The sequence below is a fragment of the Coriobacteriia bacterium genome (assembly GCA_034370385.1).
Lineage (GTDB): Bacteria > Actinomycetota > Coriobacteriia > Anaerosomatales > PHET01 > JAXMKZ01.
Genome location: JAXMKZ010000024.1, coordinates 47,296 through 70,914, shown reverse-complemented (window position 1 = coordinate 70,914; position 23,619 = coordinate 47,296). Strand labels below are relative to the sequence as shown.

At 64.5% G+C, this 23,619-nt stretch carries 21 protein-coding genes; 1 reads left to right on the top strand and 20 read right to left on the bottom strand.

Annotation, left to right across the window (positions count from 1 at the left end):
* The first annotated feature begins 26 nt into the window (after positions 1-26).
* Entirely contained in the window at positions 27-1,334 is a 1,308-nt protein-coding gene (locus tag U1E26_06050) for a polysaccharide biosynthesis C-terminal domain-containing protein (protein ID MDZ4169201.1), read from the top strand.
* Positions 1,335-1,352: 18 nt separating this feature from the next.
* On the opposite strand, the gene U1E26_06045 is transcribed toward U1E26_06050, so the two are convergent.
* The 20 genes from U1E26_06045 to leuC all read right to left on the bottom strand — a co-directional run bounded on the left by U1E26_06045 (position 1,353) and on the right by leuC (position 23,583).
* Positions 1,353-2,429, bottom strand: coding sequence for a hypothetical protein (locus U1E26_06045; protein MDZ4169200.1), 1,077 nt, complete (start codon positions 2,427-2,429; stop codon positions 1,353-1,355).
* 61 nt (positions 2,430-2,490) lie between these two features.
* On the bottom strand, positions 2,491-3,432 hold the full coding sequence (locus U1E26_06040) for a hypothetical protein (GenBank protein MDZ4169199.1): 942 nt from the start codon (positions 3,430-3,432) through the stop codon (positions 2,491-2,493).
* Complete coding sequence (locus tag U1E26_06035) at positions 3,429-4,295, bottom strand: class I SAM-dependent methyltransferase (protein ID MDZ4169198.1); 867 nt, start codon at positions 4,293-4,295, stop codon at positions 3,429-3,431. Before U1E26_06035 ends, U1E26_06040 begins: the two co-directional genes overlap by 4 nt.
* 55 nt (positions 4,296-4,350) lie before the next feature.
* Positions 4,351-5,910, bottom strand: a complete 1,560-nt coding sequence (locus tag U1E26_06030) for a glycosyltransferase family 39 protein (GenBank protein MDZ4169197.1) — start codon at positions 5,908-5,910, stop codon at positions 4,351-4,353.
* 14 nt (positions 5,911-5,924) lie between these two features.
* Entirely contained in the window at positions 5,925-6,302 is a 378-nt protein-coding gene (locus tag U1E26_06025) for an SMR family transporter (GenBank protein ID MDZ4169196.1), read from the bottom strand.
* Positions 6,299-7,444, bottom strand: a complete 1,146-nt coding sequence (locus U1E26_06020) for a glycosyltransferase (protein MDZ4169195.1) — start codon at positions 7,442-7,444, stop codon at positions 6,299-6,301. Before U1E26_06020 ends, U1E26_06025 begins: the two co-directional genes overlap by 4 nt.
* Entirely contained in the window at positions 7,441-7,572 is a 132-nt protein-coding gene (locus U1E26_06015) for a hypothetical protein (protein ID MDZ4169194.1), read from the bottom strand. Before U1E26_06015 ends, U1E26_06020 begins: the two co-directional genes overlap by 4 nt.
* A 23-nt stretch (positions 7,573-7,595) precedes the next feature.
* The gene (locus U1E26_06010) at positions 7,596-8,372 is read right to left on the bottom strand and encodes a methyltransferase domain-containing protein (GenBank protein ID MDZ4169193.1); all 777 of its coding nucleotides are present in this window, start codon (positions 8,370-8,372) and stop codon (positions 7,596-7,598) included.
* Positions 8,369-9,577 carry a glycosyltransferase family 1 protein gene (locus U1E26_06005; GenBank protein ID MDZ4169192.1) on the bottom strand — a complete coding sequence of 403 codons (1,209 nt, stop codon included), beginning with the start codon at positions 9,575-9,577 and terminating at the stop codon, positions 8,369-8,371. Before U1E26_06005 ends, U1E26_06010 begins: the two co-directional genes overlap by 4 nt.
* Positions 9,574-10,680, bottom strand: coding sequence for a DegT/DnrJ/EryC1/StrS family aminotransferase (locus tag U1E26_06000; GenBank protein ID MDZ4169191.1), 1,107 nt, complete (start codon positions 10,678-10,680; stop codon positions 9,574-9,576). The genes U1E26_06005 and U1E26_06000 overlap by 4 nt, the downstream gene beginning before the upstream one ends.
* Positions 10,677-12,062, bottom strand: a complete 1,386-nt coding sequence (locus U1E26_05995; GenBank protein MDZ4169190.1) for an NAD-dependent epimerase/dehydratase family protein — start codon at positions 12,060-12,062, stop codon at positions 10,677-10,679. The genes U1E26_06000 and U1E26_05995 overlap by 4 nt, the downstream gene beginning before the upstream one ends.
* 57 nt (positions 12,063-12,119) lie before the next feature.
* Positions 12,120-13,004, bottom strand: a complete 885-nt coding sequence (locus U1E26_05990) for a glycosyltransferase family 2 protein (GenBank protein ID MDZ4169189.1) — start codon at positions 13,002-13,004, stop codon at positions 12,120-12,122.
* On the bottom strand, positions 13,004-14,395 hold the full coding sequence (locus U1E26_05985; GenBank protein MDZ4169188.1) for a glycosyltransferase: 1,392 nt from the start codon (positions 14,393-14,395) through the stop codon (positions 13,004-13,006). The genes U1E26_05990 and U1E26_05985 overlap by 1 nt, the downstream gene beginning before the upstream one ends.
* Before the next feature lie 71 nt (positions 14,396-14,466).
* Complete coding sequence (locus U1E26_05980; protein MDZ4169187.1) at positions 14,467-16,314, bottom strand: O-antigen ligase family protein; 1,848 nt, start codon at positions 16,312-16,314, stop codon at positions 14,467-14,469.
* A 9-nt stretch (positions 16,315-16,323) separates the two neighbouring features.
* Positions 16,324-17,553: a multiheme c-type cytochrome gene (locus U1E26_05975; GenBank protein ID MDZ4169186.1), complete on the bottom strand. Its 1,230-nt coding sequence runs from the start codon at positions 17,551-17,553 to the stop codon at positions 16,324-16,326.
* A complete protein-coding gene (locus tag U1E26_05970; protein ID MDZ4169185.1) occupies positions 17,550-18,482 on the bottom strand; it encodes a hypothetical protein in 933 nt (310 codons plus the stop codon). The genes U1E26_05975 and U1E26_05970 overlap by 4 nt, the downstream gene beginning before the upstream one ends.
* A 247-nt stretch (positions 18,483-18,729) precedes the next feature.
* On the bottom strand, positions 18,730-19,764 hold the full coding sequence (locus U1E26_05965) for a cytochrome c3 family protein (GenBank protein ID MDZ4169184.1): 1,035 nt from the start codon (positions 19,762-19,764) through the stop codon (positions 18,730-18,732).
* Between the two features lie 202 nt (positions 19,765-19,966).
* Positions 19,967-21,250 (bottom strand): NHL repeat-containing protein, encoded by a 1,284-nt coding sequence (locus tag U1E26_05960; GenBank protein MDZ4169183.1) that lies wholly within the window; start codon positions 21,248-21,250, stop codon positions 19,967-19,969.
* On the bottom strand, positions 21,247-22,107 hold the full coding sequence (locus U1E26_05955; protein MDZ4169182.1) for a hypothetical protein: 861 nt from the start codon (positions 22,105-22,107) through the stop codon (positions 21,247-21,249). Before U1E26_05955 ends, U1E26_05960 begins: the two co-directional genes overlap by 4 nt.
* 207 nt (positions 22,108-22,314) lie before the next feature.
* A complete protein-coding gene (gene leuC / locus U1E26_05950) occupies positions 22,315-23,583 on the bottom strand; it encodes a 3-isopropylmalate dehydratase large subunit (GenBank protein MDZ4169181.1) in 1,269 nt (422 codons plus the stop codon).
* Between the last annotated feature and the right edge of the window lie 36 nt (positions 23,584-23,619).

Here is a 23,619-nt window from a genome sequence, read left to right as displayed (position 1 = left end):
CCGAGTGCGGACCGAGGAGGTAGAGCGTGCAGGAACGTCCTCACGCCAGCATCCTCGGCGGCAGTCTGTCGGTTGGAGCGGCCACTGCGTTGCGACTCGCAGCCAGCTTCGCCATCGCAATCATGGTTTCTCGTGCCCTTGGAGTCGAGGCGAAGGGGCAGCTGGCGCTGCTCCAGCAGTTCCCCGCGATCGCAGCGCTGCTTCTGGGTCTTGGACTCGAAGCGGCGCACGCCTACCACGTGGGACGCGATGGCTCGGATCTCGCCGCGACCGTCTCGGACTCGCTCGCCTACACCCTCACCGTCTCGGCGCTTGGCATTCCCTTGACGATGCTTGTGATGTGGCTTCTCGTGCCCGCCCTGGATCAAGTCTCGACGGTCTCCGTGGTCATCGCTGCCACAACCGTGCCGCTACTGCTGCTTACGGCCCTCGCGGGTGGAGTTCTCACGGGACTTGGAAGAGTGCCCAGCCAAGCACTTGCACAAGCAACGGCGGCGGCGGTCTCGCTCTCGCTCATCGGGACGCTTGCGGTCTTGGGCCGACTCACTCTCGAAAGCGTGCTCGCTGCGCTGGCGGTCGCATTGGCGGTCGGGGCGGTGGGCACCACACTGGCGACCCGCGTCCGGTCACTACCCCGCCCGTCCGTGTCCAGACTGCGCGCGGAGCTCCCCTACGCGCGCCGCAGCTATGTCCAGTCGGTGACCGGTTACCTTGAGATGCGTCAGGACGTGGTGCTGTTGGGGATCCTGGGGTCGGCGGCGGGCGTGGGTGTCTACTCGGTCGGGGTGTCCCTGGCGGAGCTGCTCATCTACGCCCCACAGGCACTGGGCGCCGCCCTCATGGCGCGCTCGCTGCAAGAGGACGCGCAGAGTGGGGCGGATCTCACAGCCCGCACCACGCGGTTACTCACGGCGTTCATGCTCATCACGGCAGGGGTCCTCGCACTGATCGCTCGCCCACTTGTACTCGCGTTGTTCGGCACCCAGTTCGCCCAAGCCGCCACCGTGATCGCCGTCTTGACACCCGGCATCGTGGCATGGGGTATCGCCAGTCAGCCCGCGGCCTATCTCGCCTCGCACGGTCGACTGTTCCCGCGCATGAGCACAACGACGTTGCTGATCAACTTCGCGCTGAACCTGGCGCTCATCCCCCTGCTGGGCCCAGCGGGAGCCGCGATCGCGACGACAGTCTCCTACACGGTCATCTCGGGCTATGTCATTTGGACCTACGCCCGCGAGACGCAGACGCGCCTTGTCGACCTGCTTGTTATGCGCGTCTCGGACGTGCGCTTCGCCGTAGCGGCTGCACGGGCGCTACGGCACACCTCGGCCTGACCTGCAGCCATGGAATGTCTAGCCGCCCAACACTATTTGGGCCAAAGTGCCAAAGGCACCGAACCATCGCATCGATGCAGTGAACGACCCCCAGTGCGGCAGCCCCCATGCCGAGACGAACAACAGGGTGTGGCCTAATCGCCAACCCGAGGAATTCCTCTCGGGCACTCGAGCGGCAATCAGCATCAGCGACAGCTGCATCACAACTAGATGAATCCAGCGCCCATAATCTAGACCCACTACGAACAGTGGGACCGAGAATAGCAGGCATGCCACCACCCACCGCAGGTCACGCCTGAACCAACAGCTTGTCACAATAGGCAGAAGGGACAAGAGGGCCAGTGGCAAATATAGGACGTTGATCGGGCCCGAAGCTACGACCCCCGCCACGGCCTGTGCGTTCGTCAGCTGCAGAAGCTCGATCGGTAGTCTAGTGAATCCGGTCTTCAGCAGCCCATGCTCATCAATCGCACGATAGATGGCTGCGACGGTGGCAGCATCGCCGCGAGCAGCCATACTCGCCGCAACACCGGCAAACGTCAAAGAAGCCACTGAAGCTCTGGCGAGCAGATACCAGTGAGGACGCAATGGTAGAACCAACTTGTCGCCTAGCATGTAGATCACCGCAGGTAGCGCAACCACACTTGGCTCCCAGACCAGAATGGCGAATCCGTAAGCAAGTACGCCGGCGGACAGCGTAAAGACCGCGCCCGGACTCCCCTTGCGCCGAGTCCCATGCAGCACCAGTAGGGCAAGAGCGGTCAGAACGACAATCTCCTTACGAAAGGCTCCCTGCCAATCCCAGGCGATGAATGGCAGCGCCGCCGGCGAACAAGCGACGGCGATACTCCACCATGTCCAGTCGCTCCGAAGCAGCCACCACAGGAACGTGACGAGCAGAATTAAATAGCAGCAAGCGACGATCAGCCAGAGGAATTGCAGACTCGGGGCTCCGGGGGGGGCAAGGGTGAGTATCAGTTGCCCGGCGAGCCCCCGTCGGACAAACCCGCCTCCGTAGTTGATCAGCCACTCCGCCGCCGTGTACGAGCCACCTGAAGCGAAGTCAAAGTACACGGCACGCATAGCGTATGCCATCGAACCGACCAGCCACATTACCGCGAAGCAGGCGCGTGCGACAGTCCGCCGGTCTGCCGCATCAGTCAAGTTCTTGCCGGTTCGCATCATAACTGCTGTTGCTTACCTCGAAGATGGCGACACTTGGGGCCACGCCCCGCACCGAATCAAGTGCGAGCAACAGCCCAACGACTAACACCGTCACTGCTTGAATCCTGTAGGAGTACCAGTAGTGGAAGAAGCTGTGGTTCGCTACCAGCAGGAACCACGCGTATGGCGCGGCGGCGAGCAGGGCTAGCGGCCACCTTGAGGCGCGTGCCCATGGTGCATCGCCGGCACGCCACAGACGGAAGAACGCCACCCCTGTAGCGACTAAGAACCCGGCGAAGACAAGCAAAGGAAGGACGTTGGCTGCAAGCTTCCCACCCAAGGATACGGCTGCATCCAGTCTCATACCAGGTGCAATTCCTGCCAAGTTCCGGAGCAGAGAGTGCACGACGCTGCTAGAGGAGTCGTCGACTCCGGCTCTGTTCCACACCTGCATTATCGTTCGTATCATGGCATTCTCATCAATGGCTACCTGAGCCAAAACGGCCTTCGAAGCCCACGCACCCGCATAGCCCGCAAGCCAGCCGAGTGCTCCGCGACCAAGCATCTTCAGCCCGCCTCGGCTATCCATGATCTGGCCATGCAGTGCACGCACATAGATGGCAGCGGCCATCGGCATCCCGAGCGTCAGTAGCGGAGCAGTCAGCAAGTCGACGAATGCGGTGAGCGTTCCGAGTAGCAGGAACAGTTCGACGTCCAGCTTGTTCCACTTGGGACCGCGCGCCATTAACGACGCGGCAATCATCCCGATCATCGAAACATACCACACACTGGACAGTTGCATCGACAGCGGAACTACCGCGAATCCCGTCATCAGCAACGATGCTCCGAAGGCAAACGCCGCACGTGCGGCCACGAACACCCCGATGATGGCGAGGAACAGCACGAGCAGTCGGACAAAGCGGCCCCAGCTCACGTCAGCCTTACCCCCGAACCCTTCGGCCTGAACAGGAAGCCGCGCACGTCGGCCTGTTCGGAAGCGCCCTCGATGAACGGATGCTCGTCGACGTAGAACTCGCGCATAAGCTGCATGCCCTGAGACTCGACGTAATCGATGAACTCCTGCCGGTTGAGGAACCAGCCCAACAGATCGTCGTTGAACCCCTGGATGCGGGCCTGCTGACGAACCACCATCGAAGGCGACTCGATGAGCACCGGAAGACGGGTGACGTAAAGGTAGCGTCCGGTGGCCTGCACGAGTCCTGACACAACCTGCCGCCATTCGCTCGAACACTGCAGCGACCCGCTCGCCACCACGAGGTCGTACGTGCGCGACAGACACGTGTCGTCCGAGTGAAACGTCGCCTCCGGAAGCAGCAGCCTCCCCTGCTCGCAGAAGGCGGGCAGGTCCTTGCAGTGGTACTCGACATGCGTGTCGGGCAGCATGGCTTGCGCGACGACCGCGTAATGCCCCAGCCCACCTCCCCAGTCAAGCATCGAGAACTCGGCCTCGCCCTTGGCCGCAAGTGCGAGCACATACCCGAACGTCATGTACGTGTTGTGGAACACCATGTTGCGCGGGATGGGCTCGGCTGCCTCATGTGCCACATCGAGCGGAGCAGTACCCGAACACGCCGATACGAACGCGGCCCAACGCTCGGCCTGAGACGAGGGGATTCCGGCGTCCTCCCACCCGGGGTTCGCATCCACACGCGTTGGCCACTCGCTGCCCACCACTTCGAAGCGACCCGGTACAGGCCCTTTGCGCCCAACGACTTTGCGCAAGCCGTCGACGACGATCGGGGGCAGTATGCGGTGGGCGATATGGCGGAGCGTCACAGGTCGAATCCTCCGGGTTGCCGTGCGGATGCCGACATCATAGCGCGCACCGCTGCTACTCAGCCGCGACCTCGTAAAGAACGATGTCTACACCCTGAAATCGCCTCTCGACGCCGAACTGCCACCATGGCCCCACCCTTTCGACGGCCAACTCGCCGGGGGCGTAGAAGTGGAACAGCCCGCCGTCCATGCGAAGAGCCTGTCCGAACACGACCGGCGCGACCATCTCGATGTTCAGGGGCGCGACCATCTCAACCCCGGGAGCGTCTCCGGCGAGCAAGAACGAGAGTACCGCCAGCCGATTGCCTGCCCCGACGTTGACCTCTCCCGGAGAGTCCGCGAACAACTGCGGCTTGGGAAAGCCGCGGGACGTGAAGTAGTACGTGACCGCCGGTCCAAACGTACCTTCTGCCTCGGGCGACATGCCTATAGTGGTCCGATCCGGATCGAAGCCGGCGCGCTCGAGCAACAGGGGGGCCTCATCGATGCGCACCGTCGTCCACTTCTTCCCGCTCATGATGAGCACCGAAAGCGGGAGCGCCAGGACCACGACAAGCGCCGCGGTTGCGAGGACTCGACGGTCGCTGCGCGCCCACAGCGTCCAAAGCGCGCGCGACGCTAGGATGACGAAGAACGGCAGCAGCGCAACGAAGTAGTACGAGTGGAAGTTGAAGAACAGGAAGAACACAGAGAACACGGCGATGATGGAAAGTAGCAGCTTGTCAGCCGTGGTGCGCTTCCAGACCGCGACGCCGACACCGAGGACTGCAGCGATGGCCACAAGGGGTGTGAGCATCCAGACCTGCTCGGACCACACGGAGCGGTAGAGGAAGTCGAAGCCGATCCACTCCGCCGCGTTCGATGCAAGCGCACCTTGGGTGCCCGCGAACTGGGTGTTGCCGAGGATCCGGGCCAGATACCACGGCAAACCGACGGCCCCTGCAACTGCCGCCGTAATCCAGGTGGCGCGGTCCTTCAACCACTCCCAACCGCGCCCACGCCACACTTGCCAGATGGCGAGAGCGACGACGAACAAGACCGCGGGCAGCTTGGCCACAAAGGAGAGGCCGAAGAAGGCCCCCGCCGCCACCGCCCAGCGGCCGCTGTTGCTCGGTACTGCTTTGAGGAAGCATCCGAGGGCCGCGAGCACCAGTACGAGCATCAGCGTGTCGGTCTGCATGTTGCGCCCCGTGAGCAAGACCCCTGGAGTGACTGACGCGAATACCGCCGAGAGGAGCGCGATGCGCTTGTTGTACAGCTGCCGCGCGATCCAGAACGTGAGCAGCACGAGTGCCACGCTGAGGACGACACCGAGCAAACGGCCTGCGACTACCGTGGGACCGAAGACGCGAAGCCACGTTGCAAGCGCGAGCGGGTAGAGGAACGGGTTGTTCGGATCGATCGGCCGCAGAATCTGGTCGGCCAGACCGCGCTCCAGATTCTGCAGCGCGTGTGTGTAGTAGAAGCTCTCGTTGTAGCCGTGATACCCGGCGAGGGGGCCGCCGATCATGACGAGCTGGACGAGTGCAACGACAAGTGCGCAGCCGAGCGCACCAATCCAGTACCAATCGATGCGCCACTCGTCACCTGAGGCCGTCGTGCTCCCACCGGTCAAGAGCTCATCCCTTCTCACGCCGTCAGCGCAACGGTCACAACACCTGAGACCACTAACACGATGCCGACCCACTGAGCCGGCGTCAGCCACTCACCCAGCAGAAGAACCGACGTGGCGGCAATCGCCACGTAGCTCAGACCCAGGAAAGGGTAGGCCACCGACAGCGGCACCGTCGAGAGCGCCAGTATCCACAGCGCAGCCGAGATCACGTAGATCAGCAGCCCGACCGGCACCTGCCACGTCATGAGTACGTCGATGGTGAGGCGAACCGGGTGCGACAGCCGCGCGCGACCGATCTCACCCACCCGCGTCATCCCGACCTTGAGCAGGACCTGACCCGTGACCACAAACATCACAGCGGTGAGCACGTAGATGAGTCCGTGGAGCTTCATTCGGGATGCGCCCTCCTCACCGGCGCCACGCCGAGCCAGCCCACCAGTAGGACGCCAAGCACGATGAGCAGGACGCCGAACCAGCGCAGCGCTGTCACCATCTCGCCGGAGAGCGCCGCCAGCAGCACGACGAACACGTAACCGCTCGCCCCCAGCGGATAGGCAACCGCAAGCTCCATACGCGAAAGCACGCCGAGCCAGAGTGCCGAGGCAACCGCATACACCGCAAGCCCGCCTAGCACGATCGGGCGCGTGAGTGCAGTCGAAAGCGTCGCGACCAGCGACAGGTCGCCCAGGTCTTGCGCACCGAGGCGCAGCATGAGCTGCGCTACCGCCGAGAGTGCGATCGACGCGAAAGCCACACCCAGAGTGGAGTACGGTACCGGCTTGCGGCGGGTCGAGGCCACCTTCGCGATGACTCGGAAGTACGCACCTATCGTGGGCAGGATGCGGATCTCGGAGGCCTTGCGCTTGTCTTGGTAGCGCAAGACGAAGGGCACCTCCACGAATGCGGCATTCTCGCGCAGGCGCTCGGCCAGCTCAAGCATGCAGGCGAAGCCTCGCTCGCTCACGAACTCGTCACCGTACTCGGCGAAGCCCTCCTGGATGACTGAAGCACGATAAGCCCGAAACCCGCAGGAGTAGTCGCGCACGTTGTAGACAGGACGCACGAGCGCGACCATGGCGCTCGCCCCGTAGGACAATGCACGCCTGAGGCCGGAGAGTCCCTGCACGCCGGAGCCGGCCCGGTAGCGTGAGGCGATGACCACGTCGTAGCCCCCCGAAAGCTCGGCCACCATGGAGGGCGCGTACCCGGGGTCCTGCGTGAGATCGGCGTCGAGCGTGATCAGCACGTCATCAGGAGCGGACCTCTCAGAACCCATTCGCAGGCCGCGGCGAATCGTGAAGCCGAGCCCTTGGTTGGGCTCGTTGCGCACGATGCTCACCGGTAGCCCGTACTGCTCGACATGCGCGCGCAGAAGCGGGCCCGTGTCGTCCGTACTGCCATCGTCGACGACGAGCAGGTCCCATTCCCAGCCCTGCTGGGCGGATACCTCGGCGATGCGATCGGTCAGGTCGACAATCGAAGCGGCCTCGTTGTACGCCGGGACGATCCAGTGGACCGGCCTCCCGCCGCTCACGTCGCCTCGGCGGCGATATCCGGTCCGATGCCCTCGCCGGGCAGCAGACAGACGCGGTAGGTGGTGCGCACCAGACGGCCTCCCCGATACTTGAATAGCGTGCGAGACAGTGTAACCCGCCGGGTCACCCCCGGTGTTTCTGCCCGTCGGGTCATACCGCTCTCGCCACCACCGAGAAGTTCCAGTCAGCCTCAGTGGGCTTGCGTGACAGGTCGCCAAACGGGCCGATCGCGATCAGCTCGAAGCCGGCTGCGGCCAGCAACCGCGAGATCTCATCGGCGAAGAGGTAGCGCACGGCGTGGGATTCCTGCGTACGCCGGACGACCTCTCCTGACGCGCTGGTGTGCACAACCTCGTAGGTGACCGTGACGGTGTGAGCGGACTCGTCGTGGCCCGGCCGGGCCGTGCGCGCGATCGTACCGCCGTCGGGCAGCGAGACCGTCTTGCTGGCAACCGAGGGCTGCTGCGCGATCACAGCCGGTCCGTGCCAGCCGTCGAAGACGAATACGCCACCCTCCCGCAGGTGGCGGCGAGCAGTCGCGAACATCGCGGCGAGATCATCATCGGTGAGCTGATAAGAGACGACGGCGAACATCGAGATCACGGCGTCGAAGGTCTCACCCAGCTCGAACGTGCGCACGTCCCCTTCGACGAACCGGGCGGACACGCCCACCTCGGTGCCCTTCGCCCAAGCCTGCTCCACCATGGCCGGCGCCCGGTCGACCCCGACGACAGCAAAGCCCCGCAGCGCCAGCGGGATCGCATGGCCGCCGGTGCCGCATCCAAGGTCGAGCACGCTCGCACGTGCCGGTAGACCCTGGGCCTCCAGCACCTGCTCGATGAAGTCACACTCGCCCTCGTAGTCCTTGTCTGCGTACAGCGCGTCATAGAAGCCCGCATAGGCGCCGAACACCTCGGCCTCACTCATGAATGACCTCCCGCAACGCGTCGTTTTGCCTCGTTCAAAGCGTCTTTCAGCAGCGCCAGGTAGTCGTCGCGCGTGTAGGCGCTCAGCCGCATGCGGCCCCGCCTCGCGAGTTCACCGCGAAGGCCGGGCTCGTCGACGATGCGGCGGATGGCGGCCGCGATGTCCGCGCTCGACTCCGGATCCACCAGCAGCGCGGCGTCGCCCGCCTGCTCCCTGATCCCGCGCATGTCGGACGTGATCACCGGGCAGCCGAGCTGGAACGCCTCGAACACAGGAATGTTCGTGGGGCCGAAGAACGTGGGCATCACGAGCGCGAGCGCGCTGGCGTATAGGGCCGCCATTGCCTCGTCAGCTACGTATCCGGGGGCGTACACGAGATCGGCGATTCCGGCCCCTTGAGCGACCTCGAGCACTTCGGCGAACGTGCGCTCGCGTATCTCACCCGTGTGCGTGCCGGCGAAGACGATCGGCACGCGCACACCCTCGGCGGCCAGAAGCGCGAGCGCCTCGACGATGCGCCGGTGGTTCTTGTGGGGCCAGAACTGGGCCGGGTAGAACAGGTACCGCTCCGGAAGGTCGTACTCCTCGCGCACGCGCGCCCGGGCGGCACCCGACGTGTCAGCGTCGAGCAGATAGTGCGCCGGCAGGAACGGAAGCGGACTCACCACGTCCAGGGCGAGCCCAGTGTCACCGTATGCCTCGAGCAGGTCCTCTCGGCCCACCTCGGAGTCGACCAGCACGACGGTCGCACCGGCGACCATCGGCTTCAGCCGCGCCTCGCGCCGGTCCCACTCGCCATCCGCCGAGACCTCGGGAAACTCCGGGTGCAGCCGGTGCTGGATGTCGTGAACGGCCACCACGTAGGGCACGCCCGTCTGCCGGGCGAGGTCCGCGTCCGCTGTGAACACGAGCAGTTCGATGCCGTGCGAGGCGAAGAAGCGCTCCCACGCGGGGTCGTGCGCCGCGCCCGGGCGAGCCACCCGCGACAGCGCCGCACCCACGCGCCCCAGAGGGCCGGAGCCGCGGCGCAGGGGAACGACGGGTCCGGGGAGTTGCAGGCCCTCGGGCACCGTCTCGCCCCCGTACGTGAAGACGATGAACTCGTCGCCCGTGCCTAAGCCCCCAAGCGCCTCGAGCAGGGTCACGGCGTACTGGTAGACGCCCCCGACGGAGCGATCCAGGTTGGGGACGACGCCGATCCTCATACGCCGAGGACCTCGCGGACAGCGGCGACGACCTCGTCCTGCTGCTCGGAGGTGAGCGCAAGGCCTGAGGGCAGGTAGAGCCCGTAGCGGGCGAGATGCTCAGCCACCGGGTAGCGCTCTCCCGCGAACAGTCCGCGCTCGAGAAACACCGGCTGCTCGTGCATGCCCACGAAGAACGGACGCGTCTGCACGCCGCGCTGTGCGAGGCGCGCAGCGAACTCGGTCGCGTCCATATCGGCTTCGTCGGCGAGCACCACACCGTACATCCAGTACACGTTCTGGGCCCACCCACGCTCAACCGGCAACCTGAGGGGCAGCCCGGCGAGCAGCTCGGTGTAGCGCGCGCCCACGCGCCGCTTCGCCGCCACGAGCTCATCGATGCGCTCGACCTGCCCGAGCCCGATGGCCGCCTGCACGTTGGTCAGACGGAAGTTGTGGCCCTCCTCGGTGTGCCAGAAGCGGCGGTCATCGCGAAAGCACAGGTTGCGCCCGCTACGCAGGCGGTTCGCGAGGGCGTCATCGTTGGTGAGCACCATGCCGCCTTCGCCGGTGGTGACGATTTTGTTCGCGTAGAAGCTGAAGCAGCTCACGTCGCCCAGCCCGCCGCAGCGTTCACCGCGGTAGGTGGCGCCGTGGGCCTCGGCGGCGTCCTCGATGACGGTCAGCCCGTACTTGGCGGCCAGCTCGCGCACCGGACCCATGTCGACCGGATGCCCGTAGATGTGGACCGGCATGATCGCTTTCGTCCGGGGCGTGATCTTCGCCTCGACCTGTGCCACGTCCATGCACCACGTGTCCGGCTCGGAGTCGACCAGAACCGGCACGGCGCCGTTGTACACCGCCGCCAGAGCGCACGAGACGATCGTGAACGTCGGCATGATGATCTCGTCGCCCAGCTTAAGATCGAGCGCCCACACCGCCAGCTCGAGCGCGGCCGAGCCGTTGGTGACGGCGATTCCATGCTCCATGCCGCAGTACGCCGCCCACGCCGCCTCGAACTCGTCGATGAAGCGACCCGCAGAGGAGATCCACCCCGTGCGCAGACACTCGTCGACGTAGGCTCGCTCGGCCGCACCGACAAGCGGCTCGTTCACGGGAATCATGGCGCCGCCTCGAACCGCGTCTTGTCGCCGTCGCCCGCGTAGGGACCCTGCTTCACCTCGACCATCGCCGTATCGTCAAGCATGGTGAATCCGTGACCGCCGGTCGCAAGCAGAATCGCGTCGCCGCCGGTGAGCACGCGGCTGGTCAATGGGCTGCGGTCCTCGCGGTAGAGCTCGACCCGCACGCGCCCCTCGCGCACGAACAGCGTCTCTTGCGTGTATACGACCTCGCGCGGAACCGCGTTGTGCACGTGCGGCTCGATGACGTGGCCGGCGGGCTGAGAGATGAATCCCAGCTGCTGAGAGAAGTCGTTCTCGGAGAAGAAGGTCACTCCCGCCTTGTCGAGCGAGCCTCGCACTATGATCGCGATCACTTGCTCGCCGTCGCGGATCTCCTCGACAGGGGGCAGGTACGGCGACGCGGTCGCCGGGACCGCTCCGGCCCGTCCCTCGGCGAGATACCACTCGACTGTTCGTGCCAGCCCATCATCGAAACCCGTGGTCGCCCGGAAGCCGAACTGCTCCTCGGCACGGCGCGTGTCGAGCGAACGGCGCGGCTGGCCGTCCGGCTGAGAGGTGTCCCACACGATCTCACCGTCGAACCCGGTGAGCGCGACGATCTTCTCGGCGAGTTCGCTGATCCGTATCTCGAATCCCGCTCCGAGGTTCACCGGATCGGGGTCGTCGTATCTCTCGGTGGCGAGCACGATGCCCTCGGCCGCGTCGGCCGCATAGAGGAACTCCCTGCTCACGGCGCCGGTGCCCCATAGAGTGACCACCGAGTCACCCCGCTCCTTCGCCTCGACGCACTTGCGGATGATCGCCGGGATGACGTGGCTGGTCTGCAGGTCGAAGTTGTCGCGCGGTCCATAGAGGTTGACCGGCAGCAGGAAGATGCCGTTCATCCCGTACTGCTCGCGGTATGCCTGCAACTGCACGAGCATCGCCTTCTTCGCGATGCCGTACGGTGCGTTCGTCTCCTCGGGGTAGCCGCTCCACAGGCCGTCCTCCGCAAAGGGCACCGCAGCGAACTTCGGATAGCCGCATACGGTGCCGATACACACGAACTTCTCGATGCCGAAGCGGCGCGACTGCTCGATGAGCTCGATGCCCATCATCGCGTTGTCGTAGAAGAAGCGTCCGGGCTCGTCCCGGTTGGCTCCGATGCCGCCCACGACGGCCGCGAGATGGATGACGACCTCGGGCTCGAACGCCGACAGCGCACGCGCCACGTGTGCGGACTTCGTGAGGTCGAACTCGGCGGTGCGCGGCACCATGACATCCGTGCAGCCGCGCTCGGCCAGCTTCTCGAGCACGAAACTGCCGAGGAACCCGGCACCGCCGGTGACCATCACGCGCTTGTTCGATAGATCAAGGGCCATGCGTCACTTCCTCTCGAGTCACTCGGGAAGATTGTAGTCGCCCCCGGCCGTCAGCGCTCACCGGAACTGCGCAGGCCAGCGAGACCGGCGTGTCATTAGCTGGCGTTGCAGCAGGCCGCGCTTGAAGTCGGCGGGGTGCTCGAATGCCAGCGGCGGTCGCACTCCGGAAACCAGCGAGGCGCCCCCGAGACGCTGCCGAAGGTAGAAGCGCGTGCGCACGCCGTCAAACTCGGGGCCGAACCGGGTTTCGTAGCGCTCCGCGAGACGGGCCATGTCCGAAGCGTGGACATCGAGGATGTTGGAGGACTTGCGGTCGGGCTGGTGTCGGTCGATGGCGGTGATGCGATCGATGCGCGCGAACCGCGCCCCGGCCGATTCGAGGCGCAGCCATAGCTCGTAGTCCATGGTGAAGTGGAAGCTCTGGTCGAGCATCGGGTCCGAAAGCGCCCTACGCCGAATGAAGGTGGCGGGCTGGCTGATCACGTCTGCACAGCGGAGCAACTCGCTGCGATGAGGCGGTGCCCATAGCAGCTGGATGATCGCGCCGGTGGCGGTGGTCTGTGCGCAGTGACCGAAGAGAACGTCGACATCCGGGTGCGCCTCGAAATGCGCGACCACATCCCCGATGACACGGCAGTCGAAGTACGCGTCATCGGAGTTGATCCACCCGATGATCTCTCCACTCGAGGCAGCGAACGCCTTGTTGATGGCGTCGGCCTGGCCCTCATCGGGCTCACTGCGCCAGACGACCGACTCCTCCGCTGCTTGAAGCAGCTCGATGCTTCCGTCGGTCGAACCGCCATCCATGACCACGTGTTCGACGTGCGGGTAGGTCTGACACGCGACCGAGCGCAGGTTCTCGCCGAGCCAGGTCGCCTGGTTGTAGGAAGGCGTAAGGATCGAAACCAGGGGATGTCCCCGCGTACCGAGTTCGTCGCTCATCATCCTGCGGTCGACACCCCATTCATCTCGGCAGCACGCACGTCCATCAACTCGGCATACCATGCCAGATAGGCGTCGACCTGCCCATCGATCGTGAAGCGCTCTGCGACGCGCTCGATCCCCGCCGAGGAGTAGCGTGCACGTCGGTCCCCATCACCGAGTAGCTCGTGGAGGCGAATCGCCAGCGCGGAGGAGTCTCCCGCCGCGAACACCGACCCGGACTCTCCCGCCGCCACGATCTCGGGCAGCCCACCTGCATCGGAGACCAGTATCGGCGTTCCACACGCCATCGCCTCGACTGGTGCCATCCCGAAGCTCTCGGCTCGCGACGGCTGAACGAACACATCCGCGGCCTGATAGTAGGCGGCGATGTCCTCCGCGGCATCGGTGAAGGGAACGCAGAGCACCTCGAACCGACCTACTGGTCGCGATGGCCCGTCGTCGCCCAGTGCGACCAGCAGCAGGCCGTCCGACACCCCCTCGGGCAACATCTCAAGTGCCTCGATGAGCGTATCGAATCCCTTGTAGGGATTGCTGCGCACGTCCTTGGCCACGACAAGCACGATCGGGCGGTCCGGAGGCAGGCCGAGACGTTCGCGCGCGGCCCCTCGATCCCCCGGCTTGAACAGATTCACGTCCACCCCGTTCGGGATCACGCGCCCTTCACGACCCTTGCCGAGCAACCCGCTCTGCTCGGCCATCGACAGCAGCCATCGTGATGGAGCGACCAGCCCCACGCGGCTCGCAAGCAGCGCGCGGCGCTTGACGGCGCGGTTCTCCTCGCTCGCGTCTCGTCGAATGGGCACGTAGCGGCCCAGGTCCGGACACGAGCCGCAGCCTTCGCGCCACCGCTCGCACGCGAAAGGTTGCGCACAGTGACCGGTCAGCAGCCACGTGTCGTGCATGGTCACGATGGTCGGCACCCGCGCGGAGAGTCCCGGGAGCGCCCGGATGTCGAAGTAGCCTCCATGAAGGTTGTGCAGGTGCAGCACATCCGGGCGCGTGGTGGGCAACTCGAGCAGGCGTGCGGTCCACGGGAAGTCGAAGTCCTCGTGCCCGCGCGCCACGCGCGCCCAACGCCGCGGTTCGGCGGCGACGCGCAGAACGCGTGACGCCAGCGACGGAGGATCCCCTGCGCTTCTGCTCCGCTCCTCAAGCCGCCAGGCAGGCGACAGCAGGGTCCGCGCCCAAGCGCTCCGACCTGCATCCCGTGGCACCTGCACCGCGTTGACGGCATCGCCGTTGAGACTGGCGGCTGCGATCCGCGAGTCGACACCGCGCCCCAGGTACGCCTCGTGCAACGAAAGCGCCACGCGTTCGGCCCCGCCCCCCGTGATGGAAGGGCTCAGCGTGAGGACTCGCATACTCCGAGCAGCCCGAACGTCGCTCAACACGCACTCCTCATGCCTGCCGACCTCGCCATCCATGGCACTGCTGCACGGCCATGTCAGGCCCAATCGGGTCAATCGCCTTGAAGGACGTCTCGCGCCCTCGCGATGTAGGATTCTGTGAGCGGGTACGGAGCGCCCCAGCGCTCGGCATCCGCAAGTGCTACCCCCACGTCCGTGACGTTGCCGTCGATGACAGCGAGCCTGAGCTTCTCGGCGACAAGCGAGGGCATCGGCGGCATCCTTCCCGCAGCCTCATCGAGAAGACCTCGCTCCCATGACAGGTCGCTCCGCCCGGTGCGCTCGGCTTGACTGAGCGAGTACGCGGCGAGGCTCACCAGATTCGGCGCGAAGCCGGAGATGTAGGAGGGCGCAGCGTCGACCCGGGCTTGGACTGCTGCCACCTCGGTGTCGTCGGTTGCCAGAAGCAGATTCAGTTCCCACACCTGGCGTTCGGCCTGCGGATGGCCGGGTGCGACCGCCAGTGCTGACTGCAGAGACGATCGCATCTGCGCCGGATCGTCGGAGTAGGAACTCCCGATGCGCCACTCTCCCACGCCCAACCAGCCGGCAACCAGTGCCACGGCGACACCGCCGGCGGCGAACACCTTTGGAAGCCACGACGGCGCAGCACGCTCCTGTTCCCCTGGGGCACTCAGAGGGGCGATGGCGAGCCCTGCGGCCACCGGCGCGAACAGTCCGATAGCGAAGAAGACGGGGTCTATCGACAGCGCGAACGCCGCAGTCACGAAGGCGGCGGCCAGAGCGCGCCTGATGGAGCTCCCGGAGACATCCGAGCGAACTCGGCCGACGACCGCTGTTGCCCAAGACAGCAGCAGCGCGGCAAGCGCAACGACCCCGATCAGCCCGAGCCTCGTTCCCGCCTCCCAGAGGAGCGAATGCGGCGACTGAGGGCTGTACACGGTGGGGTCGATGCTCCCCTGCCGATCAGGACCGTACTGCAGCGCCTCTGAGGGAAGGTACTCGACGGCCGCCATCCGGTACCCACTTGGCCCGTAGCCGAGAACAGGCCGCTCGAGGACCATCTCTTGCGCGCCCTGCCACATCTGCAGCCTCGAGATCACGCTCGAGCCGGCGGATGCCAGTGCATCCGGGTTGATCCACCGTCCGCTCAACGCGGGCACCTGGGCGAACAACATCACGAGCACCATGCCCGCCGCCAGCGTCAGCGCTCCCGTACGAAGCGCGCGCCGTGCACCCGATTCAGCCGCCCACACCGCCGGGTGGACAGCCAGGGCCGCAAGAAGCGCGAATGCCGCTGCTGCTGCCCCCATGGTCGACCCGGCCAACAGACCAACGTCGAGGGCGACAAGCGCGGCGGCACTGTAGAGCGCGACGCGCAGGACCCCGGTGCGCGAAGCGGCCAAGACGGCTCCGAGCGGGATCAGCGGCGCGAGAGCAGCCTTGCTGTAGCCCGTAGAACCGAACACGCGTGGAGTCGAAGTCGTGATCTGCTGAAAGGCCTCGACCCCGGCCAGCACGGCGCCGAAGATCACCACGACTACCAGAGCGCTCTCGAGTCGTGGGCGGTCGGCCACCATTCCGGCCGCCAGAACGAAGATGAGCGGAAACGCGAGCCACTGCACCAGCGGCATGTTCGCATACAGATCATAGAATGCCACCTGGAACAAGGAGCCGCCGATTGCGTACGACGCAACAACCGCGGCCGCCACAGCCGCTACAGCCCACAGCACTCGGCGCTCCGGCTGCACCCAGCGCATCAAGCCGAGTCCGACGGCGAGCAGCCAGACGGCCACAGTAAGCAGGTTGAGTGCCTTGGCGAGCGGAATGGGGGGCAGCGCGACCACGAGCCACGCACCAGGCGCCACGAATGCAAGGAACACCAGGAACCCGGGCGCTAACGCGCGCCACGTGACCTCCTGCGATCGGGATTTCGCCATGGCCACCTCCTAACGAGGACTGTAGCGTAGCGCAGCCTCGGAGTGACACACGTCCCTGCAGAAATCCCTCTGCGCTGAGTAGGCCCACACCTGGTGGCACGTGTTGCAGCGAGCACTGCTCGCGCCCTTGTGGGACTCAGCAAGCTGGGGCCCGTGCCCTCTTCCGAGCAGAGGACCGTGACACCTGGTGCAGGGGCGACGTGTAGCCGTGTGGCATGACGAACTCATGCAAGTGCTGCCGTTGCCGTACCAGTAATCGACCGCGGCAGAACGCGCGTGGGCGTACAGCATGAACGTCTCATCGTGCGGCATCCGCACCCCATGGCATGGATCGCACTCTCTACGCTCATCATGGCATCCTCCGCACCGGACCTGCTTGACCTGGACAGCCGCAAACTCGGTTGAGCGGGCGCGCGCTGCGGAAGCGGCCTGCCGGTCGTGACAGGTCGAGCACTCGCTGGATGCCTGCTTCGAGTCGTGGCACCTCAGGCAGGGGTTCATGCCGGCGTTATGCGCCGCTACAACGCCGTCCGTATAGCGGTGACAGTCGAGACACTCAACCGCAGATTCCAAGGGCTCCACGTGCGACATACGCAAGCCCCGCTGCTCATTGACCGCTACTCCCCCGAGGTCTCCCCGGTGGCACGAGAGGCACCCGGACTGCGTGGGGCGGCCGTAGTTGGGCTGCAGTGAGGGCTGGATGACGCCGTCCACGAAGTGGATCGCCCGGGACGGGACGTTGAACACGTAGTGCCCGAGAGCACCGCTGGGCTCATGGCACCCCACACAGGATGCGCCGGCGTGCGGATCGACCAACCCCGCCGTTTCTGAAATGGCGTGCGGCTCAGTCGTATGGCACCCCGCACACACGGGATTCTGTGATGTAGAGAACCCCGCCGCAAGCCAGATGACACCAACCATCGCCAACATGATGCCAAGCGTGACCAGCCGTGCCCGAGGATCGACCTCCTCGCGGGCCACCTCCGGCGCGCGGGTCTGCGGCTCCCCAGAAGCAGCTTGACCGCCCTCATCGTCCTCTTCGTCGTCGAATGCCGACGGAGCAAGCATGAGAACCGCAACGATGACGATGGTGAGGACGATAGCGATGACGCCGTAGAGCAGCAAGGCGGCGGTGAGGTTGGCCGTGGGGTCCCATAGCAGCTCGATTAGCTGAGTGCCCACATCCCGCAGGATGGATGGGTCGAACACGCCATCGGTGAGCAGCTGATCCTCTTTCACTGAGCTGCACCACCTTGTGCGGGAAGATTCACGGCGCCGCCAGGATGCACATGTTTCACATGACACACGGAACAGTCAGTGTCGACATGGCACCGCGAACAGAGGGTGCGGTTCTGCTCAGCCTCTACACCGTGTGCTATCACGAATCGCCTTGGATGGGGCATCGAAAGACCATGGCACCCATCGCAGAACTGCGGCTCATGACACGATTCGCACTTTGCCTTGCGGTCTTGCGAGAAAGTCGAGTGCTCCTTCATGAAGCCGCCATCATGCGGTAGTCCAGGGCCATGACACGTGCCGCAGTCGGCAGCAGTGTGACACGCGGCGCACGTCGAGCTGTCGCCCATGCCGTGAGTGCGCTCCCATTCGGGCCCGTGCGTGATCGCGAACACCCCGGTTCTGATCCGATTCTCAGGAGAGCGGCCCACGTGGCACAGGTCGCACGCAACCGACCCGTCCGATGCGTGACACTGAAGACAGGTCTCCATGTCGTAGGTCCGTACCCACGAGACGGCACTCCCATGTGCGGTGGTCGAGTGACATTCGGTGCACCGGATTTCATATGCACACGTCGAGTGGTCTACCCGAATCCCGTTCGCAGAGATCGCCTCATCGTCCACCTTGTCATGACACGACAGACATCGTGCATCCGCGACATCGGCCACGTCTCTGACCGACCATGTGCTCGAAGGAACCATGCGCCCCAGATGCGCGCTGTTGAAGGCGATTCTGCCCCATGCGCCACCCTCAGAGTGACACTGCAGACAGTCGACTGAGGCGTGAGCGCCCTGCGCAGACGCCGAGACAAACGCAGGTTCGGTGTGGCAAGCGGCGCAGCGCTCCGGCCCCCAAACGGTGCCCCAGACACCAACGCCAAGCAGTAGGGCGAACACTAGGGAGACCGCAGCGATGAGAACGGTCTTGCGCATGAAGCGGGGCCCTTTCCAGTCAGGTAGTTGCGACGCAGAATCCGAGGGAAGCCATATGCTTTCAGCGCACAAGACAGAGAGCCTCACGGCGCCGCTCGATGAGCACTTAGCGTACCAGAGTACTCGCGCCAGAAGACACCCACACACAACACAGAGCTATCGAAGAGGAGGGGGCCGACTCCTTTCGGAGCCGACCCCCTCTTGCTCTCAGAGAATCCGTGGACTCTCAGCTGGTGCGAGTGCAGTACTAGTGGGTGATACCGATACCACTGGTAGCGTTACGGTGGCACTTGAGGCAAGCGCCGTCGAACGCCTTGTCGTTGGGCTGGGTGAAGTAGCTAGCGCCAGCGCCAGTCGAGTTGGCAGCGGTGGTGTACCACAGGTAGGCACGCTGGCCACCGGTGTTGTTGGTGCTAGAAGCAGACGGGACCTGTCCGTGCGGGAAGGTGAAGCCCGACACGGTCGTGGAGCCGTCACCGGTGAGCGAGTCGGTCTGGTCGTGGCAGCTCACGCAGCTGGCAACCGGGGTGTAGGAGCCAGCGTTGTTGTTGGCTGCCGCACCAGCGGTCATGTGACCGGTGACGTTGCGGTGATCGGTGAGGTCGTAGCGCGGACCCTTGCGATCCTCAGACCAGCCCTTGGTCGTAACGGAGAGCAGGGTCTGGTAGTGGCAACCCTCGATGTTACAGGTGTAACCGGTACGGACGGACGAGCGAGTCGCCTCGTTCCAGCCGGCGTCGCCGTTGAGCAGCGCGACCGTGATGCCCGAGGCGGCCGAGTTACCCAGAGCTCCCTTGGAAGTCAGGTAGGTGTCGACAGACTTGGAGAGCAGCTTGGCCTGGACGATCGAGTACGCCGAGCCGTTGGCGCCGTGCGGGTTGTCCACGTGGCAGCCGCGGCCGTTGCAGGTGGTGGAGACGGAGTGCGGGCCGGTACCGACGTTGACCGTGATGTCGGTGACGCCGCTACCGACTGCGTGGCAGCCGATGCAGGTGTCGGTAACCGAGTTCAGCAGCTTGACGCCGTTGCCCTTGGCACGGTGGACCGAGTGGCAGATACCGCACTTGGCGGTGTTAGCCAGGTAGCCCGAGTGCGGGGCGGAGTTGGTCGGGTTGCTGCCCATCGTGCTGAGCAGGGCGCCAGTGCCGGCGCCAGCCTGCGAACCCCACGTGTAGTAGTCGGTGTAGTTGGCCCAGGTACGGGAGGGAGTTGCAGAAGCGACGGCCGCGAAGGCAAGGACGAAGACGGTCGCAAGAGCAACTATAAGAACGGTCTTCTTCATGGAGACTCCTTTTGTGTTGTTTACGGAAAGCGCTTGTTTCATATGCGCACCTCCTTTCCCAAGCTGGTTAATTACAGACGCGATACGATTCGACGGTAGTGCCGAGCAGTAATCGCGTGGCTGCTATACCCTTTCGAACCCTCGTAATCAAGGTGAAGATTCTATGTGCAGTGTACCGCGGCAGGGCTTGCTTTAGCAACCCCTAATCTTCAGTAATGCTGGGTGTTTCACTCTCATCGTCAGCGCCTAGGACCGCGTTGGTGTCGCCCGAATGGCGGCGCTTACGTATGACGCGGGCAACCAGCCAGATGATCAGAATCAGCACAAGCAACAGCAGCGGGAACAGGCAGGCGCGCAACGGACCGGACAGCGCGCGATTGACGGCGGCGGCCGCAGCGTTGCCGCCCGCAGAGCCAGGGATCCTCACGATCTGGGCCCTCGAGTTCATGGTGTCAGCAACGGTGAACCAGTCCCGCTCTGCGTCGTAGGCAACACCTGTGGGGTACAGGAACTTCCCATCCTCCGCCCCGAACTCACCGTACTTGGCAATGAAGGATCCGTCCTCGGGATCGAAGACGGCAAGTGCACACTCGTACATGTCGACAACGACAAGCCTGCCAGCCCCGTCGACAGTCAGCGCCATCGGCAACTGCAGCTGGTCGCCCTCGGCCAGATCAGGCTTGGCGTCAGTCTGGATCTTGAGCTTGTCGTCTACCATTTCGGCCTGGTTGGTAGGTAAGCCCGTCCGCACGATCCACAGTCGCTTACCCTCGCTGTCATACGCGCTCAGCCGGTTGTTGAACGAGTCGACAACGTAGACAATCCCGTTGTCCCCTAGGGCGATCCCATGCACGTAGTCGAACTCGTCATCACCTTTGCCCATCGCACCGATGACCTGAAGAGGTGTGCCATCCTTCTCAAGGATGGCAAAGCCAAAGCGGGTGCCCACTGCGATCCGTTCCTCGTCCACATCGATCGAGAACGGGCTGGGAATCCCAAAAGAACCGGCCTCCGCGCCGTTCGCGTCGAGAACACGCACGAGATCGTTCTGTCTCTCGGTGACGTACATGAGCCCATCGGGCCCAAACGCCACGCGCCCTGGTATAACGAGCGGGTCATCATCGGGTCCACTTTCTTCGCGGACATACTGACCCTGCGGGGTGAACTGGAAGACACTCCGCCGATCGGCATCGTTTACCCAAATCGACCCATCCGGACCAGGAACCGCCGACTGCACCATATTGAACTGGTCTTCCGGGGCCTCCGAGAGCCCGTAGATCGAGCGAATCCAGGTGATTCCTCCAAGATCATCGCCCTGAGTAGGCGCTCCTGCGGGCGTAATGAGCCTCAACAAGAAGTACGAGGCGAAACCAAGGAGAATCAGGAGAAAGAGCAGGAGCAGTATGAACAGCCGGCGTCCACGGCGCGACTTGTACTTCTCGCTACCCTGGCTCAAGTCAGCAGCCACGGCTGGAGTCTCGGTCATTCTGCAGCTCCGATCCTGTCGAGCGCCTCAAGCGCTTCCCTGCTGTCCGGCACGAATCGCAGTGCTTCCTCGAAGTCCTTCTTGGCGCCCTCGGTGTCATCGATCTTGAGCTTCGCGTTGCCACGATCGACCAAGATATCCGCAGCACCTCGGGTCTTGCCAATGTAGATATCATAGTTCGAGATCGCCGTTTCCCAGTCCCCGGTAGCCTCGCTGGCCTCGGCGATGATCAAGACGGCGATGTAGTAGTTCTCGTGGAGTCCCCTGATCTGTGCCCGTGAACCGGTCAGGCCACCCTTCGCCACCTCTTCATCGTACTTGGCCTGCACCTGTTCCATCGCCTCGAGCGCGGCCTTGATGGCAGCCTCGTGGTCATCTTCGGACTTGTAGATGCGCGCCTCGGCAATACTGAACTCGCCCGTGCCAGAGTCGTCTAGGTTCTGACGAGCCCCAGCAAGCACCGAACGAGCTCGCGACTGCTGGCCGGCACTCACCAGTGTGGCAACGTACTGGCCCCACATAGCAGTATCGGAGGTACCCACGCTGACAGCCGTCCGCGCTTCAGCGAGCTCCTTCTCGGCCAGGGTGCGGGGACCCTTGGGCGTGAGCACGCCGGTTGACAGGATGCCGATCACGCTCGCTAGAAAGAGAACGACAATCGCGAAAGTCACGACCGCAAGCACGCGCACCAGCGGGTCTGCGAACATGCTCCGCCGGACACGGCGTGCGGGCGGAGCCTCGGCAGGAACCGAACCGACCTCGATCTCGACCTCGTCTGGCGAGATGTCTCCAGAGTCGTGAAGCGGCTGCTCTTCGACAGGCTCCTGCCGTTCGATCTCCTCATGATTGTCGGGCATCGAATCCTCCTGGTCACTTCAACGCACTTTGGCGACCGTTCCGCCGGCGGGCTGCCTAGAGCGTACTGCATGGAGGTGATCCTCCACGTAATCTACGTACATGTTTGGTAAGCCTTCTTTGTGGACAAACCGTCCGCGCACCAGCAAGTTGAATGCCGAAACGGCAGCGTGTCCCGCGGCCTCCGTCGGTCGCGCGATGAGTCACCGTCAGTCGAGATCCTCTGGCAACGCGATATGACCCACCACTGCGCTCGCTGCGGCGACAGCGGGTGAGCACAGGTAGACCTCGGACGTGGGGTCTCCCATGCGGCCTACGAAGTTGCGGTTGGTGGTCGCGAGGGCGCGCTCCCCTGCCGCAAGGATTCCCATATGCCCGCCTAGGCACGGTCCGCACGTAGGCGTCGACACCGCGGCGTTGGCATCGAGGAAGATGTCGAACAACCCCTCGTGCATCGCCTGGCGGTAGATCTCCTGCGTCGCCGGGATGATGATCATGCGGATGTCGGGGTGTACGGTGCGTCCCTTGAGTAGCTGCGCGGTGATGCGCAGGTCCTCGATGCGACCGTTGGTACAGCTGCCTACAACGACCTGGTCGATCCAGATGTCGCGGGCGTCGGCGGCAGGGCGCGTGTTGGAAGGCAGGTGCGGGAACGCGACGGTGGGCACGATCCGGGTCGCGTCGACCTCGTACACCGCGGCGTAGTGTGCATCCGCATCCGAAACGTACTCGACCGGCTCGCGCTCGAAGCGACCCTCAATGTATGCGCGCGTGGTGCCGTCAACAGCGATGATGCCCGACTTGCCGCCCGCTTCGATCGCCATGTTACAGATGGTCATACGGTCATCCATGCCCAACCGCTCGATGGTGTCGCCCGTGAACTCCATCGCCTGATACAGCGCACCATCGACACCGATCATGCCGATGATATGCAAGATGATGTCCTTGCCGCACACCCACGGAGACAGCTCGCCGGTGATGTTGAACTTGATCGACTCGGGGACCTTGAACCAGGCCTCGCCGGTGGCCATACCGACGGCAGCGTCGGTAGAGCCCACACCCGTGGCGAACGCCCCCAGCGCGCCATAGGTACAGGTGTGAGAGTCGGCGCCGATGATCACGTCGCCGGGGCCAACCACCCCCTGCTCGGGCAGCAGCGCATGCTCGACGCCCATGCAGCCGATCTCGTAGTAGTGAGTGATGCCCTGCTCGCGCACGAACTCGCGCATGATCTTGGCCTGCTCGGCGCTCTTGATGTCCTTGTTGGGCGTGTAGTGGTCCGGCACCATCACGACCTTCGTGGGGTCCCAAACCTTCTGGACGCCGATCTTGGCGAACTCCTTGATGGCGATGGGCGCCGTGACGTCGTTCGACAACACGATGTCCAGCTGGCAGTTGATGAGCTCACCCGGTTCGACCTCATCGAGGCCGGCGTGGGCGGCGAGGATCTTCTCGGTGATCGTCATGGCACGCGGCATGGATGGTGACTCCTTCACGTGACGCGGGGTGTGACA